This window comes from Paractinoplanes brasiliensis, from assembly GCF_004362215.1.
Lineage (GTDB): Bacteria > Actinomycetota > Actinomycetes > Mycobacteriales > Micromonosporaceae > Actinoplanes > Actinoplanes brasiliensis.
Window position 1 is genome coordinate 3,147,071 of the sequence record NZ_SNWR01000001.1, and the last position, 15,286, is coordinate 3,162,356.

General features: G+C 70.5%; 18 protein-coding genes. 9 read left to right on the forward strand and 9 right to left on the reverse strand.

The genetic code is table 11. The annotated features are described in order from the left end of the window. Positions 1–143 precede the first annotated feature (143 nt). Complete coding sequence (locus C8E87_RS13985) at positions 144–410, forward strand: hypothetical protein (protein ID WP_133873501.1); 267 nt, start codon at positions 144–146, stop codon at positions 408–410. Between the two features lie 14 nt (positions 411–424). On the opposite strand, the gene C8E87_RS13990 is transcribed toward C8E87_RS13985, so the two are convergent. Both C8E87_RS13990 and ku read right to left on the reverse strand, forming a co-directional pair. Further along, positions 425–913, reverse strand: a complete 489-nt coding sequence (locus C8E87_RS13990) for an NUDIX domain-containing protein (protein ID WP_133873502.1) — start codon at positions 911–913, stop codon at positions 425–427. 13 nt (positions 914–926) lie between these two features. Then, the gene (gene ku / locus C8E87_RS13995; RefSeq protein ID WP_133873503.1) at positions 927–1,790 is read right to left on the reverse strand and encodes a non-homologous end joining protein Ku; all 864 of its coding nucleotides are present in this window, start codon (positions 1,788–1,790) and stop codon (positions 927–929) included. Positions 1,791–1,888: 98 nt separating this feature from the next. On the opposite strand from ku, the gene ligD (C8E87_RS14000) reads away from it, so the two are divergent. Genes ligD (C8E87_RS14000) through C8E87_RS14015 form a run of 4 tightly spaced genes read left to right on the forward strand, consistent with a single transcriptional unit; the run spans position 1,889 to position 4,534 of the window. Next, positions 1,889–2,839: a non-homologous end-joining DNA ligase gene (gene ligD, locus C8E87_RS14000; protein ID WP_133873504.1), complete on the forward strand. Its 951-nt coding sequence runs from the start codon at positions 1,889–1,891 to the stop codon at positions 2,837–2,839. Then, complete coding sequence (ligD, locus tag C8E87_RS14005) at positions 2,829–3,737, forward strand: non-homologous end-joining DNA ligase (protein ID WP_133873505.1); 909 nt, start codon at positions 2,829–2,831, stop codon at positions 3,735–3,737. The genes ligD (C8E87_RS14000) and ligD (C8E87_RS14005) overlap by 11 nt, the downstream gene beginning before the upstream one ends. A 33-nt stretch (positions 3,738–3,770) precedes the next feature. Beyond that, the gene (locus C8E87_RS14010) at positions 3,771–4,115 is read left to right on the forward strand and encodes a PadR family transcriptional regulator (protein WP_133873506.1); all 345 of its coding nucleotides are present in this window, start codon (positions 3,771–3,773) and stop codon (positions 4,113–4,115) included. Continuing rightward, positions 4,112–4,534 carry an HAAS signaling domain-containing protein gene (locus C8E87_RS14015; protein WP_133873507.1) on the forward strand — a complete coding sequence of 141 codons (423 nt, stop codon included), beginning with the start codon at positions 4,112–4,114 and terminating at the stop codon, positions 4,532–4,534. The genes C8E87_RS14010 and C8E87_RS14015 overlap by 4 nt, the downstream gene beginning before the upstream one ends. A 17-nt stretch (positions 4,535–4,551) precedes the next feature. On the opposite strand, the gene C8E87_RS14020 is transcribed toward C8E87_RS14015, so the two are convergent. Further along, on the reverse strand, positions 4,552–6,213 hold the full coding sequence (locus tag C8E87_RS14020; RefSeq protein ID WP_133873508.1) for a DNA repair helicase XPB: 1,662 nt from the start codon (positions 6,211–6,213) through the stop codon (positions 4,552–4,554). Between the two features lie 118 nt (positions 6,214–6,331). Further along, a complete protein-coding gene (locus tag C8E87_RS14025) occupies positions 6,332–8,761 on the reverse strand; it encodes a helicase-associated domain-containing protein (RefSeq protein WP_133873509.1) in 2,430 nt (809 codons plus the stop codon). A gap of 87 nt (positions 8,762–8,848) precedes the next feature. On the opposite strand from C8E87_RS14025, the gene C8E87_RS14030 reads away from it, so the two are divergent. The 3 genes from C8E87_RS14030 to C8E87_RS14040 all read left to right on the forward strand — a co-directional run bounded on the left by C8E87_RS14030 (position 8,849) and on the right by C8E87_RS14040 (position 10,190). Further along, entirely contained in the window at positions 8,849–9,052 is a 204-nt protein-coding gene (locus C8E87_RS14030; protein ID WP_133873510.1) for a hypothetical protein, read from the forward strand. Continuing rightward, the gene (locus C8E87_RS14035) at positions 9,049–9,675 is read left to right on the forward strand and encodes an HAD family hydrolase (protein WP_275409102.1); all 627 of its coding nucleotides are present in this window, start codon (positions 9,049–9,051) and stop codon (positions 9,673–9,675) included. Before C8E87_RS14030 ends, C8E87_RS14035 begins: the two co-directional genes overlap by 4 nt. 128 nt (positions 9,676–9,803) lie before the next feature. Then, complete coding sequence (locus C8E87_RS14040; protein WP_133873511.1) at positions 9,804–10,190, forward strand: cold-shock protein; 387 nt, start codon at positions 9,804–9,806, stop codon at positions 10,188–10,190. Here C8E87_RS14040 and C8E87_RS14045 read toward each other — a convergent pair. From C8E87_RS14045 to C8E87_RS14065, 5 genes are all read right to left on the reverse strand, one after another. Then, on the reverse strand, positions 10,187–10,999 hold the full coding sequence (locus C8E87_RS14045) for a 1,4-dihydroxy-6-naphtoate synthase (RefSeq protein ID WP_133873512.1): 813 nt from the start codon (positions 10,997–10,999) through the stop codon (positions 10,187–10,189). The two genes, C8E87_RS14040 and C8E87_RS14045, sit on opposite strands and share 4 nt — an antisense overlap. A gap of 71 nt (positions 11,000–11,070) precedes the next feature. Continuing rightward, on the reverse strand, positions 11,071–11,697 hold the full coding sequence (locus C8E87_RS14050; RefSeq protein ID WP_133873513.1) for a futalosine hydrolase: 627 nt from the start codon (positions 11,695–11,697) through the stop codon (positions 11,071–11,073). A gap of 13 nt (positions 11,698–11,710) precedes the next feature. Next, positions 11,711–12,961 carry an MFS transporter gene (locus tag C8E87_RS14055; RefSeq protein ID WP_133873514.1) on the reverse strand — a complete coding sequence of 417 codons (1,251 nt, stop codon included), beginning with the start codon at positions 12,959–12,961 and terminating at the stop codon, positions 11,711–11,713. Beyond that, positions 12,958–13,527, reverse strand: coding sequence for a TetR/AcrR family transcriptional regulator (locus C8E87_RS14060; RefSeq protein WP_133873515.1), 570 nt, complete (start codon positions 13,525–13,527; stop codon positions 12,958–12,960). The genes C8E87_RS14055 and C8E87_RS14060 overlap by 4 nt, the downstream gene beginning before the upstream one ends. After that, on the reverse strand, positions 13,524–14,084 hold the full coding sequence (locus C8E87_RS14065; RefSeq protein WP_133873516.1) for a sugar O-acetyltransferase: 561 nt from the start codon (positions 14,082–14,084) through the stop codon (positions 13,524–13,526). The genes C8E87_RS14060 and C8E87_RS14065 overlap by 4 nt, the downstream gene beginning before the upstream one ends. Before the next feature lie 42 nt (positions 14,085–14,126). Here C8E87_RS14065 and C8E87_RS14070 point away from each other — a divergent pair, with 42 nt between their 5' ends. Then, positions 14,127–15,245 carry a geranylgeranyl reductase family protein gene (locus C8E87_RS14070; protein WP_133876818.1) on the forward strand — a complete coding sequence of 373 codons (1,119 nt, stop codon included), beginning with the start codon at positions 14,127–14,129 and terminating at the stop codon, positions 15,243–15,245. The last annotated feature ends 41 nt before the right edge of the window (positions 15,246–15,286 follow it).

Sequence of the window (15,286 nt, forward strand, 5' to 3'; positions counted from 1 at the left end):
TCCATACCATTTGACCGCGCCGTCCGACGGTCGTCCACAGCTCCGCGGTTATCCACAACGGCGCCGCCAAGATCAGCCAATTCGGTCACAATGTCGGACGTCGGGCCCCGTGAGGGGCAGGCTTCTGTGGAAAAGGGGGCTTCGTGGTCAGGCCTCAGATGAGCGCGGGGACAAGTGGGGCGGACAGCGGGCCGGTCGAGGAGCGTGGCGGGTCCATGCCGGCCCACGAGTTCGGCGTGGTGACCACGGGCGGGCGCTGTCCCACCTGCGGCAAGGTCGTCACCGATGTCAATGCGGAACCGCTCGACTACGAGGAACACGAGGACGGCACCGTGACCGTCCTGTCGGTGGTCTTCGTGGTGCTCCCGTGCGGGCATGACTTTCGCCGCGAGGTGCGTCACGCCGAGTGAGCAGGGGCGGGGGCCTACTTCACGACGAGGCGTCCGGTGGACTCGAACTGGGCCAGGTCGGCCAGGGTCTCGTCGATGACGAAGGACTTCGGGCCGGGCAGGGCGTCGAGCGGGAAGAAGCCGGCGTCCACGGATTCCTCGGTCTGGCGGAGCAGTTCGCCCTCCCAGGTGTGGATCCGGAAAGACATCAGGATCTGCTGGTAGGTGTGGCCGTAGTCGTTGGTGTAGGTGTACGCCGAATAGAAGGCGAACGGCGTGAGCGAGGTGGCCTTGAGGCCCGTTTCCTCCCACACCTCGCGAACGGCGCATTCCTCCATGCTCTCGCCGAGCTCCATGGCCCCGGCCGGGATGGCCCAGCGGTGGTTGTCGGAGCGCTGGATCAGCAGCAACCGGTTCTGCTCGTCGATGATCACGCCGCGCGCCCCGACGAACAGGATCGTGTCGGTGTCGCCGATGCTCGCTCGTACCTTGCCCAGATAAGACTCAGCCCACGTCAATCCCACGGGCCAACTGTAGTCATGCCGACTTGCGGGCCGCCTTCTTTGCCGGGGCGGCTTTCTTCCGTGCCGCGGTGGTCTTCTTTGCCGGAGCCGCGTCCTCACCTCGCGCTTTCTTGGCCCGCTCGACGGACGCCTTCAACGCCGCCATCAGGTCGACCGCGGCGGCCGGCGCCTCCTCGGCCTCCTCCGGCTGCACGATCTCGCGGCCCTCGACCTTGGCGTCGATGACCTCCTGCAGCGCGGCCCGGTAGTTGTCGGTGAACTCGTCGGGCTTGAAGCTGCCGGCCATCGAGTCGATCAGCGAGCTGGCCATCGCGAGTTCGGCCGGGCGGGTCTCGATGTCCTCGTCGAGGAACCCGAATTCGGGGGTGCGCACCTCGTCGGGCCAGAGCATCGTGTTCAGCACGAGCACGTCGTCGTGGACACGGAGGGTGGCGAGCTGTTCGCGCTGACGGATCGCGATCTTGACGATGGCGACCCGGTCAGCGTCCTGCAGCGCGTCGCGGAGCAGCACGTACGGCTTGGCCGCCTGCCCCTCGGGCTCGAGGTAGTACGACTTCGCGAACAGGATCGGGTCGATGTCGTCGGCCGGCACGAACTCCAGCACGTCGATCGCGCGGGACGTGGTGAGCGGCAGGTCGGCGAAGTCCTCGTCGGTGAGGATCACCATCTCGCCGCCGCCGATGTCGTAGCCCTTGGCGATGTCGTCGTAGCTGACCACCTCGCCGTCGATCGAGCACGTGCGCTGGTATTTGATCCGGCCGCCGTCGGTGCGGTGCACCTGGTGGAACCGGATGTCCTTCTCCTCGGTGGCCGAGTACAGCTTCACCGCGATGGACACCAGCCCGAAAGAGACCGCGCCCTTCCAGATCGCCCGCATGTCCCCTCCAGTACCCCGTCCGGCAAAGAAAAGCCCTGATCAGAATCGCATCACTGAGACTCCTGCGTAAGGTGTTCGTCACTGCCTATGGTGATCGGGTGCCCGGTGCGCCGCTGTCTCCCATGCTCGCGACCTCGGGCGCGCTGCCGGCCGGGCCGGGGTGGAGCTACGAGTTCAAGTGGGACGGCGTACGGGTTCTCGCGCTCTTCACCGGTGGTCCACCCGCCCTGTTCGCGCGCTCCGGAGCGGTCGTCACCGCGGCGTACCCCGAGATCGCCGAGCTCGATCTGCCCGAGGCCACGCTGCTGGACGGCGAGATGGTGGTGCTCAACGAGGCCGGGCGGCCGTCGTTCACGGCGCTGGCCGAGCGCATGCATGTCCGCGAGCGGCTGCGGGCGGCCCGCTTGGCGGCGACCCTGCCGGTGACGTACATGATCTTCGATCTGCTCTTCTACGACGGCGAGGACCTGACCGGCCTGCCCTATCGCGCCCGTCGGGAGCGGCTCGAGGGGCTGGGGCTGATCGGGCCGCGCTGGATGGTGCCGCCCTCGTTCGGCGACGGCCCGGCCACCGCCGACGCGGCCCGCGAGAACAACCTTGAGGGCGTGGTGGCGAAACGGGACGACTCGGTCTATCTGCCCGGCCTCCGCTCGCCCGACTGGGTCAAGGTCAAGTTCGACCGTACGGGCGACTACGTGATCGGTGGTTGGCGATCCGGCGTCCGCAGGCTGGGCGGGCTGCTCGTCGGCGTGCCGGCGCCGGGCGGGCTGGCCTTCCGCGGGCGGGTCGGCGGGGGCATCGGGGCTGCCGCCGAGAAGGAGCTGCTCACGGCCCTCGAGCCGCTGGCCCAGCGGAACTCGCCGTTCGTTTCCGGCGCGGTGCCGCGGGAGGATTCCAAGGGCGCCCATTGGGTACGACCGGAGCTGGTGGTCGAGGTGCGGTACGGCAACCGGACCCCGGACGGGCGGTTGCGCTTCCCGCGTTTCCTGCGTCTGCGGTACGACAAGTCACCCCAGGAGTGCGTGGAGGAGGACGAGGATGGCCGGTAACCGGCTGCCGGTCACGATCGACGGGCGCGACCTCGAGCTGTCCAACCTCGACAAGGTGATGTATCCGGCCGCCGGGTTCACCAAGGGCGAGGTCATCGACTACTACACGCGGATCGCGCCGGTCATGCTCCCGCATTTGGCCGACCGGGCGGTGACCCGCATCCGCTTCCCCAACGGCGTCGACGGGACGCACTTCTTCGAGAAGAACAAGCCCGGTGGCACGCCGGACTGGGTGCGACTGGCAACGCTGCCGGTGCCCGGTTCGACCAAGAGCCGCGAGACGATCGACTTCGTGGTCGTGGACGACCTGCCCACGCTGGTCTGGCTGGCCAACCTGGCCGCGCTCGAACTGCACACCCCGCAGTGGCGGATCGGCGCCGACCCCGACCTGCTGGTGGTCGACCTGGACCCGGGCGCCCCTGCCGGTCTGCGGGAGTGCAGCGCGGTCGCGATGCTGATGCGCGATCGGCTCGCCGAGGACGGGGTTTCGGCGTACCCGAAGACCTCGGGCAAAAAGGGCATGCAACTGTGCTGCCCCATCTCGGGCACCCAGAATTCCGAGGTCGTTTCCTCGTACGCGAAAAGGGTCGCCGAGGAGCTGGCGACAATGGTTCCCGGCTCGATCACCGCCAAGATGGCCAAGGCGATCCGGCCCGGCAAGGTCTTCATCGACTGGAGTCAGAACAACGCCGCCAAGACCACAGTGACCCCCTATTCCCTGCGCGCCCAAGAGATCCCGACCGCCTCGACGCCGCTGACCTGGGACGAGGTGGAGGCCGTGGCCACCGGGGCTGAGGAGCCCCGCCACTACCGATCGTCCGAAGTGCTCGACCGCGTCGAAGAACACGGCGACCTCATGAAGCCCCTGCTGGAACCGGGTCCGGCCTTGCCCGCCTAGACCTACCTTGCGCCGCAAGGTACTGTGTGGCGCATGGCAGATGTCTCGCAGTTGGCGACGAGTCTGCGCCGCGGCACGCTCGAGTTCTGTGTCCTGTCCCTGGTCGAGTTCGAGGACAGATACGGCAACGAGATCGTGCGCAGGCTGGGCGAGGAGCCCAACCTGGCCGCCGGCGAGGGCACGATCTATCCGCTGCTTTCGCGCTTGCGCCGATCGGGCTGGTTGGAGAGCAAATGGGTCGAGTCGCCCAGCGGCCCGCCGCGGCGCTACTACGGACTCACCCCCGGCGGCCGTTCCGCGCTCGCACACTTCCGCAGCGAGTGGGTGTCGTTCCGGCAGACCGTCGACCGTCTTGTGGGAACCGGGGAGGCAGCATGAAGACCAGGCCGAACGATGTCGTCACCGAATACCTGCACGAGGTCGACCAGCGGCTGGCAGGCCTGCCCGTGCTGCAACGCCGCGAGCTGCTGGCCGACCTCGAGGCGCACATCGCCGCCGAGCGGGCCGAACGCAACCTGACCAGCGAGGGCGAGCTGATCGAGGTGCTCGAGCGGCTCGGCAGCCCGGAAACGGTGGCCGCGGCCGCCCACGAAGAGGCAGGCACCCGCCCGAAGCCGCCGGCCCCGCCGCGCCGGTTTCTGTGGCCGTGGCTCGCGGCGGGCGCCGGGGTGCTGCTCGTGTTGCTCGTCTGTCTCGGCGTGGCTGTCTTTGCTCAGAGCAGCACCTCCGAGCCGGCGTTCCCGTCGACCGAGGTCCCGGCGTCGCCAGCCGTTGAGCCGACCGCCACGCCGACCTAGAGGCCGCCGCGAAAGGTTCAGTCGATTTGGGGCAGGGCGGGGCCGAGGATGTCGTCGGCGTCGACGATCGTGTAGGCGTAGCCCTGCTCGGCCAGGAAGCGCTGACGGTGGGCGGCGTACTCGGTGTCGATCGTGTCGCGGGAGACGACGGTGTAGAAGTGCGCCTGCCGCCCGTCAGCCTTGGGCCGCAGCACCCGGCCCAGACGTTGCGCTTCCTCCTGACGTGAGCCGAAGGTGCCGGACACCTGGATCGCCACCGCCGCCTCGGGCAGGTCGATCGAGAAGTTGCCGACCTTCGACAGCACCAGCGTGCGCAGTTCACCGGCGCGGAACGCGTCGAACAGCCGTTCCCGCTCCTTGTTGGTGGTCGAGCCCTGCACGATCGGGGCGTCGAGGTATTCGCCGAGCTCGTGCAGCTGGTCGAGGAAACCGCCGATGACCAGCACCGGCTCGTCAGGGTGCTTGTCGACCAGCGCCTTCACCACCGGCAGCTTGGTGCGGGCGGTGGCGGCCACCCGGTAGCGCTCCTCGGCCTCGGTCACCGCGTACGCCATCCGCTCGGCGTCGGTGAGGGTGACCCGCACCTCGACGCACTCGGCGGGCGCGATCCAGCCCTGCGCCTCGATGTCCTTCCACGGGGCGTCGTAGCGCTTCGGGCCGATCAGCGAGAACACGTCGCCTTCGCGGCCGTCCTCCCGTACGAGGGTTGCGGTCAGACCCAAGCGGCGACGAGCCTGCAGGTCGGCGGTGAACCGGAAGATCGGCGCGGGCAGCAGGTGCACCTCGTCGTAGACGACCAGGCCCCAGTCGCGGGCGCCGAAGACGTCGAGGTGCGGGTACGCCCCGCCCCGGCGCGAGGTGAGCACCTGGTACGTCGCGATGGTGACCGGGCGGATCTCCTTGCGCTCCCCCGAGTACTCGCCGATCTCGTCCTCGGTCAGCGACGTACGCGCGATCAGCTCGCGCTTCCACTGCCGCCCGGCCACCGTGTTGGTCACCAGAATCAGCGTGGTGGCCTTCGCCGTGGCCATCGCGGCCGCCCCGACCAGCGTCTTTCCGGCGCCGCAGGGCAGCACCACCACCCCCGAGCCGCCCGCCCAGAAGCCGTCGACCGCTTCCTGCTGATAGGAGCGCAGACTCCAGCCGTCCTCGGCCAGGCTGATCTCGTGGGCCTCGCCGTCGACGTAACCGGCCAGGTCCTCCGCAGGCCAGCCCAGCTTGAGCAGCGCCTGCTTGAGGCGGCCGCGCTCGGACGGGTGCACCACGATGGTCTCGTCGTCGATCTTGGCGCCGAGCATGCCCGCGAGCTTCTTGGACTTCGCCACCTCGACCAGCACGATCTTGTCGAGGCCGCGCAGCACCAGGCCGTGGCTCGGGTCGTTGACCAGCTGCAGCCGCCCGTACCGGTCCATCGTCTCGGCCACGTCGACCAGCAACGCGTGCGGGACCGGGTAACGCGAGAACTTGATCAGCGAGTCGACGACGCTCTCGGCGTCGTGACCCGCGGCGCGGGCATTCCACAGGCCGAGCGGGGTCAGCCGGTACGTGTGCACGTGTTCCGGCGACCTTTCCAGCTCGGCGAACGGGGCGATGGCCATCCGGCACGCCTTCGCGTCCGGGTGGTCCACCTCCAGAAGCAGAGTCTTGTCGGACTGGACGATCAGAGGCCCGCCGCTCACCTGCACACCCTTCGAAGAGCTGTAACCGACCCTCCAGTCTGACACGAGGTCGCTGCAACCTTTCGGCCCAGGAACTCGTTGATCAACAAGACCGCACGCGTTCGGGGGCGTGCGGTCCCTACTTCTCCTCGTCGGGCACGGCGGCGGTGATGCGGTGCAGCGCGAACGTGTGCAACGTCTCGGTCCGTTCGTCCTCGGCGCGCAGATAACCCGCGCTCAGCGACACCGGGCGTACCAGCCGCGACAGCGTCGCCCCGTGCGAGTCGACGTAACCCACCCAGACCTTGACCTTTTCCCGTACGGCCTGTTGCAGCACCGCCATCGCCTGCCCGTGCTGCTGCACCGGGGTCAACCCCGCCACGCCCTGCCCGTTGGCCGCGCGCACGGTGACCGGCGCCCGGCGGGCGGCCCGGGTGGCGATGTCTCCACGCCGGATCTGCTCGACCACCCCGGCCAGCCGCGGCCCGGCCAGCACCGGCGGACCGGCCTGATCCGCCAGCCGGGAGGCGACCGACGTCCGGGTCGGGGCCCGCCGCACCTTGGGCCGGCTCAGCACCGCGGCGCCCCCGGCGTCCTCGGCCACGGGCGCGAAACCCGCCTCGCGCAGCGCGCCCAGCAGCCGTGCCACCTGCAAGGGGCTGACCAGCACGGTCGGCGCGATCTGGCGCAGACCGAGCACGCCCAGCCGCTTGTCGGCCAGCACCTCGGCCAGCAGCGCCTCGTCGTCGCTGCGCAGATAGGACCCGGCCGACCCGGCCCGCAGCCCGCCGTGCTTGCGGGCGGCGTCGTCGATCATGTAGCTCAGCGTCTGCGGCACCGGCGTACGCGACCGGCGCCGGAAGACCGCGTGCAGGTCGGCCGCCGTGTAACCCACGTCGAGAGCCCGCCGCACGCTGGCCGCGGTCACCCGGAACACGCTCGCGCCCCCGGCCGACTCCGGCTCGGCGATCACGTCGAGCTCGGCGGCCAGCTCCGGCTCGGGCGGACCGGGCACCACGACCGACAGGTCGGCCTGCACCAGCACGTGATCGACCGGGGCCGGGAGCAGCGCGTCCAGCGTGCCGACGGCGTCATCGGGCGGCTCCGTCGAGGCCGGCCGCACCCCGAGAGGGTCGACGTCGGTGTCGTCGACGTCTTCCAGGAGCAGACGCCCGTACGAGGTGATGGCCCCGAGCGCCGAGACGCCGAGCTGGGCGGCCCCCGTCAGGGCGTCACGGTGAGCCGCCTCACGCCCGCGCGAGCGCCGTGGGGTCTGCCAGGCGAGCAGGCCGAGCACCTCGTCGGCCTGTGGCGCCGTGCCCGGCTTGAGGTCGGCCAGCACCAGCAGCGCCTCGCGACGGGCCTGCGGGGCGCCGGCGCGCTCGGCGTCGGGGGCGAGCGCGTTGATCGGACGGTCCCGGTCGTCGCGCTGCCCGACCAGGCCCGGCTGCCGGGTCATCGCGAGCCAGGCCCGCGCCAGCGCCGTCCAGCGCTGGGCACTGCTGAGCGCGCGCCACAGGTCGTACGCGCCGGTGGGCAGAAAGACCTCGTCGACGGCCCCGCTCGCCCGGCTCACGGTCACCGACCGCCCGCTGCCCGCCACGTCGGCCTCGCCGAGCAGCCCGGCCGCGTACGCGACCTCGAGCAGCAGAGCCGCCCCGGGTTCGTCCAGGCCGGCCGTGCGGGCGAGACGCTTGAGATCCCGTACGCCCAGGCCGCCGGCCCGCAGCACCGGGGCGGGCTCGGCCGCCAGCGCCTCGAGCAACGCCTCCGTGCTGCGTACGGCCTCCATGACCTGACCGGCGCCGGCCGAGTCGACGGATTTCGGGTCGCGGGCGGCGCCCTCGGGGATGGGCGGGAACGGCCGCAGCGCGCCCAGCGGCCCGGTGTCCCGCCGCAGCAGCAGGCCCACCTCGCGGGGCAACTCGACCAGCTCGCCGTCAGCGCGTGGGGCCCGGCCGGCCTCGCTGATCGGCACCAGCACGTGATTGTCGACCAGCCACCGCACCGGCTCGGCGACAGCCTCACGCCGCAGCGCGCCGATGGGCGGACCAGCGGCGAGCCGGTCGAGCACGGCTCGGGCGCCGGGCGGGGCGGCCAGGACCGTACGGCGAAGTTTGGCCTTGTCGGCACAGAGCGCGGCCGCCTGGGCGTCGAGGTAGTCGGCGGGACGGCCCAGACCGGCGGGATAGGGCGACGTGACCTCGTCGATCGCGCCCACCAGGTGCAGGGAGTCCTCGTTGCCGTAGAGCAGGAACCGCACCCGGAGGCGGTCGATCGCCACCCGCACGTCGTCGGGGGCGACGCCGGTGGCCAGCTCGAGGATCGCGTCGACCGAGGTCGTCGCCGTCTCGGCCGAGCGGCTCAGCCGGGCCGCGTCGAGGACATGAAGCGTGAACTCGTCGAGGCCGTCGAGGCAGCGCGCGACCGAGCCGCGGGACTGGGCCCGTACGGCCAGCGCGGAGATGTCGGCGGGCACGGGCACGACAAGGTCGGGTCGCAGCTGGACGAGCGCGCTCAGCGCCTCGTCGGTCAGCGACCGCAGTTGATCGGCGAATGTGGTGGCCATCGTGTTCAACGCTAGCGGCCGTGGGACGATATTGAGGTGTCCGGCTGGGCCGGACACTGATCCGTACGGACGCTGAAGGGGACATCTGTGGCCGCGAAGAACAAGTTGCCGGGTACCGCCGTCGAGGGGGGCGCGGGTCCTCGCCGGACGAAGCCGGTCGACGCGCAGGGTCACCTGGAGGTTTCCGAGATCCTCTCCGACCGCGCCGCCGCCCCGTCGCCGTTCGGTGACGACCAGACCTTCCCGCTGCCGGTCGAGCGCTTGCACTACATCCCGTCGACCCCGGCGTGAGTGATGCGGTCGGGTTCGACCTGGACATGACCCTGATCGACTCCCGGCCCGGCATCCACGCCGCCTACCGGGCGCTGACCCAGCTGACCGGCGTCCACGTCGACGCCGACCTCGCGGTCAGCCGCCTGGGGCCGCCGCTGCGCACCGAGCTCGCGCAGTGGTTCCCGCCCGGCGAGATCGAGGAGGCGGTCACCACCTACCGCGCGCTTTACGTCGAGCACGCGATCAAGCCGGCCGTGCCGTTGAAGGGCGCGGTCGAGGCGCTGGCCGCCGTCCGCGAGCTGGGTCTGCGTGTTGTGGTTGTCACATCGAAGCTGGGGCGTCTGGCCGCGCTGCACCTGGATCACCTCGGTCTGATCGCCGATGAGCTCGCCGGGGACCTGTTCGCCGAGGGTAAGGCGGCCGCGCTGACGTCGCACGGCGTCCGCTGGTACGTGGGTGATCACGTCGGCGACATGGTGGCGGCGCGGACGGCCGGGGTTCCGGGGATCGGTGTGGCCACCGGGCCGTGCTCGGCCGGCGAGCTGTGGGAAGCCGGGGCGGCGTACGTGTTGGACGACCTCACCGGCCTGCCCGAGCTGCTGCGCCGGATTGCAGTTGGGTCCGGGCCCCCGCTTAAGTAGCCTTGCGGTGAGCGGTTGTTTCCATTTGAGGGTTCTTCAGGGCCTACCTCGACTGGCAGAGGGCCGCACGTTCCCGCCATGGTCTCCACCGCCCTGAAGAATTCTCATTAGTGAAGTTGAGGTCAGCGGTGCCCACGGGTCGAGTGAAGTGGTACGACGCGACGAAGGGATTCGGTTTCGTCACCAGCGATGAGGGCGGCGACGTGTTCCTGCCCAAGGGCGCGCTGCCGGCCGGGGTGGCCGAGTTGAAAACGGGTCAGCGCGTCGAGTTCGGCGTGGTGGACAGTCGTAAGGGCGCCCAGGCCATGGGCGTCAAGCTGATCGACGCGCCGCCCTCGCTGGCGGAGCTGCGGCGCCGCCCGGCCGAGGAACTGCACGGCATGGTCGAAGACATGATCAAGGTGCTGGAGTCGCAGGTGCAGCCGGGCCTGAGCCGGGGGCGTTACCCCGACAAGCGCGTTGCGCAAAAGATCGCGCAGCTTGTGCACGCCGTCGCGAAAGAGTTCGAAGTCTAGACAAAGGGCTTCACAGTCGGTGTCAGACCCGCCGCTGCCGCACGCTGCAACAGGGCGTCGGCGGCGGCGAGTCCGTCCCGGCCCAGTTCCAGCGTGAACTCGTTGACGTAGAGATCGATGTGCTGCTGGACGACCTCGGGCTCCATCTCCTGCGCGTTGGCCAGCACGAACTCGCGGCTCGCGTCGGGGTTGGCCCAGGCCATGCTCACCGAGTTGCGGATCCACTCGGTGGCCTCGGCCGGGTCGACCACACCCTTCTTGGCCAGGATCGCGCCCAGCGGGATGGGCAGACCGGTGTCCGACTCCCACCACTCGCCGAGATCGGCCAGCGCGTGCAGCCCGTGCCGCTGATAGGTGAACCGGGCTTCGTGAATGACCAGACCGGCGTCGTACGTGCCGTTGGCGACACCGGGCATGATCTGGTGGAACGGGACCACCTCGATGCGGCCCGGCGCCTGGTCGGCCGACCAGAGGCGGAAGAGCAGGTACGCCGTGGTGCGGTCACCGGGCACAGCCACCGTCTTGCCGGCCAGGTCGACGCCGGGCTCACGGGTCAGCACCAGCGGGCCGCAGCCCCGGCCCAGCGCACCGCCGGTGGGCAGCAGCTCGTAGTCGTCGAGCAGCCACGGCAGTGCGGCATAGCTCACCTTGACCAGGTCGAACTCGCCCCGCTCGGCCGCCGTGTTGGTCACGTCGACGTCGGCGAAGGTCAGGTTGACCTCGGGAGTGCCCGGGATGAGCCCGTGCACCAGAGCGTGGAAGACGAACGTGTCATTGGGACACGGAGAGACCGCGAGAGAAAGCGCCACGGGGTCCACGCTAGACGCGCCGCCCCGTCATGGCGTGCCGCGACCGCTGTCTCTCATCCCACACGGTGAAGTTATCCACAGGCTTTCCACAAAGCCCCAGAGGCTGTGGACAACGCGGCGAAGGCGTCCTTGAGCCGCCATGCCGCACGGTCTCGCGGCCCGACCGGATTGGAGACAGTGCGCAGCTCGGCGAAGGGAAGAGACCCGGCGGCGACCGCGACCCCGAAGCCCTCCATCGCCTCGGCCACAGCCTGTGGATAACTCGCGGCCAGCCGCTCGGCGGTGGCGGCGGTGCCGGTGACGGTGCTCAGGGTCACGACGTCGCCGGGGATGGCGTCGGGCAGCGCCTCGATGAGCGACCTCACCAGCGAGGGGTCGGCCGGGAGCACGCTCGTGCCGAAGCCGAGCTCGTCGACGGTGAGGAAGCCGTCGGGTGTCTCGGCCCCCAGATCGGCGGCAATGCTGCGGAGCCCGATCACCGTTGAGCCGACCGGGGCTCGGCCGGGGAAGCCGCCCGCTATCCCGGCCGAGATGACCGCCTGGTAACGGCCGGTCGCCAGGAGCCGCGCGGTGCCGGCCGCGGCGGCCGCGGGCCCGACGCCGACGGGCTCGACCACCACGTGATCAGGGTCAGCGCCGGCACGCACAGCATCGGCCTCGGCGGCCACGGCGGTGACCACAAGCAGCGGCAAAGTCATCGATCGGAGTCCCTCAGCCCATTCGTTCCTGTTCGAGAACCACCTCGGGCAACGGCCTGACCGCCCCCGCCAGCGTCAGCGAAACGACCAGCAGCACGGCCACCGCCACCAACGCGTTCTTGACCGTCACATGATCGCCCAGGAAGCCGATCAGCGGCGGCCCGCCCAGGAAAGCGCAGTACCCGATGGAAGCCACCACGCTCACCCGCGAAGCCGCGTGCGCGGGGTCGTCGGCGGCCGCGCTCATGCCGACCGGGAAGCCCAGCGACGCCCCCAGACCCCAGAGCAGCGCGCCGGCGAAGGCGAACGGCGTCGACGGCCCGAGGATGTAAAGGGCCAGCCCACCCACACTCACCGCGGCCAGCGCCCGGACGACGGGGACCCGCCCGTACCGGTCGAGCAGCGCCGGCCCGAACCAGCGCCCGGCTGTCATCGCGCTCAGGAACAGCGCGAACGCCAGCGTCCCGACGGCGGCCGACGTGCCGTAGCTGTCGATCATCGAGACGCTGATCCAGTCGATACCGGCGCCCTCGGTGAAGGCGAACGCCAGCACGAAGACGCCGACCAGGATCGTGCGCGGCTCCCGCCATGTGGCGACCGCGTTGCGCAGACGCTCGCGCTTGGTGATCACCGGCGGATTGGAGGCGATCATCGTGGGGTCGGAGGGCGTCACGGCGGGCACCGGGCCGGCGTCGTCGGGCACGAAGGCCCGTACGGAGAACACGACCACGACGGCGATGAGCACCGCCGTCACGGCGAGGTGCAGCGTGACCGACACCCCGGTGGCGACCGCCCCCGCGCCGACCAGCGCGCCCGCGACCGTGCCGACGCTGAACCCGGCGTGGAACCGGGGCATGATCGCCTTGCCGAGGCGGCGCTCGACGATCGCGCCCTGCACGTTCATCGCCACGTCCCAGGCGCCGTTCGCGAAACCGAAGGCGAACAGCCCGATCACCACCGGCACGACCCCGTACTCGTAACCGAACGAGACGGAGAGCAGCGCTACGCCAAGTAGCACGCCCATCGCGGCGACCGTGCGGCTCGAACCGAAGCGGGCCACGATCTGCCCCGCGATCAGCAACGAGACGATCGACCCGGCGGCCAGCGCGAGCAGCACCAGACCGAGCCGCGACGGCGTCAGCCCGAGCTCGTCGCGGACCTGCGGGATGCGCGAGGCCCAGCTGGCGGCGGCGACCCCGGCAAGGATGAAGGCTGCGTAAACGGCGCGGGTGGCGGCCCGTACCTCGGAAGCGGCAATGGTCACCCGGGCACTCCGAGAAAACGGCCCACGATCGCCCGGGTGTCGGCCCGGTCGAACGTGGCGGTGGACAGGATCAGGTGCATGACAAGCCCCTCGTTGAGCGCGTCGAGGGCCCGCGCGGTGACCGGATCGACAAACCGTTCCAGCACAGAACGTGATCGACGCATCCACGCCTCGGTCACGCCGCGCAACGCCGGGTCGCGCAGGGCCGCCAGATAGAGCTCGTACGCGACGGCCCAGTCCCGCTGGTCCGCGTCCGCGCCGTCGTGGATCAGGTCGGTCACCGCGTCCGCGAACCCGGCGAGATCGGTGACGTTCTCGAAGTGCGCCTCGTACCGTGGCGACATCTGCTCGGCGTGCCGGCGGAAGGCCTGTTCGAGCAGGTCCTCGAGACTGTCGAAATGGTAGGTGATCGAGCCCAGCGGCACGTCGGCCGCGGACGCGATGCGCCGGCTGGTGGTGCCCGTGACGCCGTTGTCGGCGATCACCCCGATGGCCGCGTCGATGATCCGGCTCTTGCGGTCGGGGTCGTAGCGCCGCGGCGACCGGGCGGCGGGAGCGGCGGTCACGGCTCGACCTGCCGGATGATCCGGGCCGGGTTGCCCACGGCGACCACGTTCGCCGGCAGGTCTTTGGTGACCACCGCCCCGGCCCCGACCACCGTGTTCTCGCCGATGGTCACCCCGGGCAGGACGATCACGCCGCCCCCGAGCCAGACGTTGTCGCCGATGACGATCGGCGAGGCGGCCTCCCACTTGTCGCGGCGCGGGCCGGCGGCGACCGGATGCCACGGGGTGAGCAGTTGGACATTGGGGCCGATCTGCACGTCGTCGCCGATCGTGACGGTCGCCACGTCCAGGCTGACCAGCCCGAAGTTGACGAAGGTGCGGGCCCCGACGAAGGTCTGACGGCCGTAGTCGCAGCGGAACGGCGGCCGGATCTCGGTGTCCTCGCCGAGGCCGCCGAGCAGCTCGGTCAGCAGCTCGCGCCGCAACGCCTGGTCGGCGGGGTCGGCCTGATTGAACCGGTGGGAGAGCGACGCCGCCCTCTCCGCGTCACGGGCCAAGGCCGGATCGTCGGCTCGGTACAGCTCACCGGCCAGCATCCGCTCGCGCATCGTGGTCATGCGTACGAGCGTACATAGGCGTCTGACTACAATCCGCTCGTGATGGCAGAGCCGGCATGGGATGTTGCGGTTGTCGGCGGCGGACCGGCCGGGTTGTCGGCCGCGCGGGCAGCGGCAGCGGCAGGAGCGCGCACCATCGTTCTGGAACGCGCCGAGCACCCGCGCTACAAGACCTGCGGCGGCGGCCTCATCGGAACTTCCCTGGCGTACGCCTCGGCACACATCGCCGTTCCCGCACGCGACCGCATCACGTCGCTCACGTTCACGCGAGACGGGGGGCGCTCCTTCACCCGCCACGCCTCCGGCCGGCCGTTCCTGACGCTGGTCCGGCGCGACGACTTCGATCACGCCTGGTGTGTGGCGGCTGTCGAAGCGGGTGCCACCGTACGGCAGAACGCGCAAGTTCGCGGAATCGACCAGACCGACACGTACGCGACCGTGACGCTGGCCGGCGGCGAACAGATCACGGCCGGCGTGGTGATCGGCGCCGACGGCTCGGCCGGAATCACCTCGCGATACGTGGGTGTGACCTTCGAACAGCAGGACCTGGGACTCGAGGTCGAGCTGGCCGCAACCGAGGCCGACCGCGACGAGTGGCGCGGACGGGTCCTGCTCGACTGGGGCTCTTTCCCCGGCTCGTACGGGTGGGTCTTCCCCAAGGACGACGAGCTCACAGTCGGCGTGATCATGGCGAAGGGGCACGGCGCCGAGACCAAGCAATACCTGACCGACTTCGTACGGCGGCTCGGCCTCGACGATCGCAGGGTCGTGCGCGACTCCGGGCACCTGACGCGCTGCCGGCGGTCCGACTCGCCGCTGCGCCGGGGCCGGGTGGTGGTGACCGGCGACGCCGCCGGCCTGCTCGAGCCGTGGACGCGTGAGGGCATCAGTTACGCCCTGCGATCAGGCGACTGGGCCGGCGCCTCTTTTCAAGACCTTCCCTCGTACGAGCGTCGCGTGGCCGCCGAATTGGCGCCCGAGATGGCAGCGGGGAGGCGGCTGCTGGGCGGCTTCTCCCGTCTGCCCGGCGTCGTGCACGCTGCGATGGCGACGCCGCTGGGCTGGCGCGCATTCGAAAGGTTCTGCCGCGGCGACCTGTCGATGGCCCGCGTGATCAAACGCCCGGGCGTACGCGCCCTGCTCGCCCTCTTCCGCGCTTAGTCCTCACCGGCCGGCGCGACGCCCACTTCCGCACTCAGTCC

Excerpts from the sequence above, each read along its gene's own strand:
- C8E87_RS14025 (WP_133873509.1), bottom strand. The coding sequence starts at position 8,761 with ATGGCCACCACATTCGCCGATCAACTGCGGTCGCTGACCGACGAGGCG.
- ligD (WP_133873505.1), top strand. The coding sequence starts at position 2,829 with ATGGCCGGTAACCGGCTGCCGGTCACGATCGACGGGCGCGACCTCGAG.
- ku (WP_133873503.1), bottom strand. The coding sequence starts at position 1,790 with ATGCGGGCGATCTGGAAGGGCGCGGTCTCTTTCGGGCTGGTGTCCATC.
- C8E87_RS14010 (WP_133873506.1), top strand. The coding sequence starts at position 3,771 with ATGGCAGATGTCTCGCAGTTGGCGACGAGTCTGCGCCGCGGCACGCTC.
- C8E87_RS14015 (WP_133873507.1), top strand. The coding sequence starts at position 4,112 with ATGAAGACCAGGCCGAACGATGTCGTCACCGAATACCTGCACGAGGTC.
- C8E87_RS14065 (WP_133873516.1), bottom strand. The coding sequence starts at position 14,084 with ATGACCACGATGCGCGAGCGGATGCTGGCCGGTGAGCTGTACCGAGCC.
- C8E87_RS14050 (WP_133873513.1), bottom strand. The coding sequence starts at position 11,697 with ATGACTTTGCCGCTGCTTGTGGTCACCGCCGTGGCCGCCGAGGCCGAT.
- C8E87_RS14070 (WP_133876818.1), top strand. The coding sequence starts at position 14,127 with ATGGCAGAGCCGGCATGGGATGTTGCGGTTGTCGGCGGCGGACCGGCC.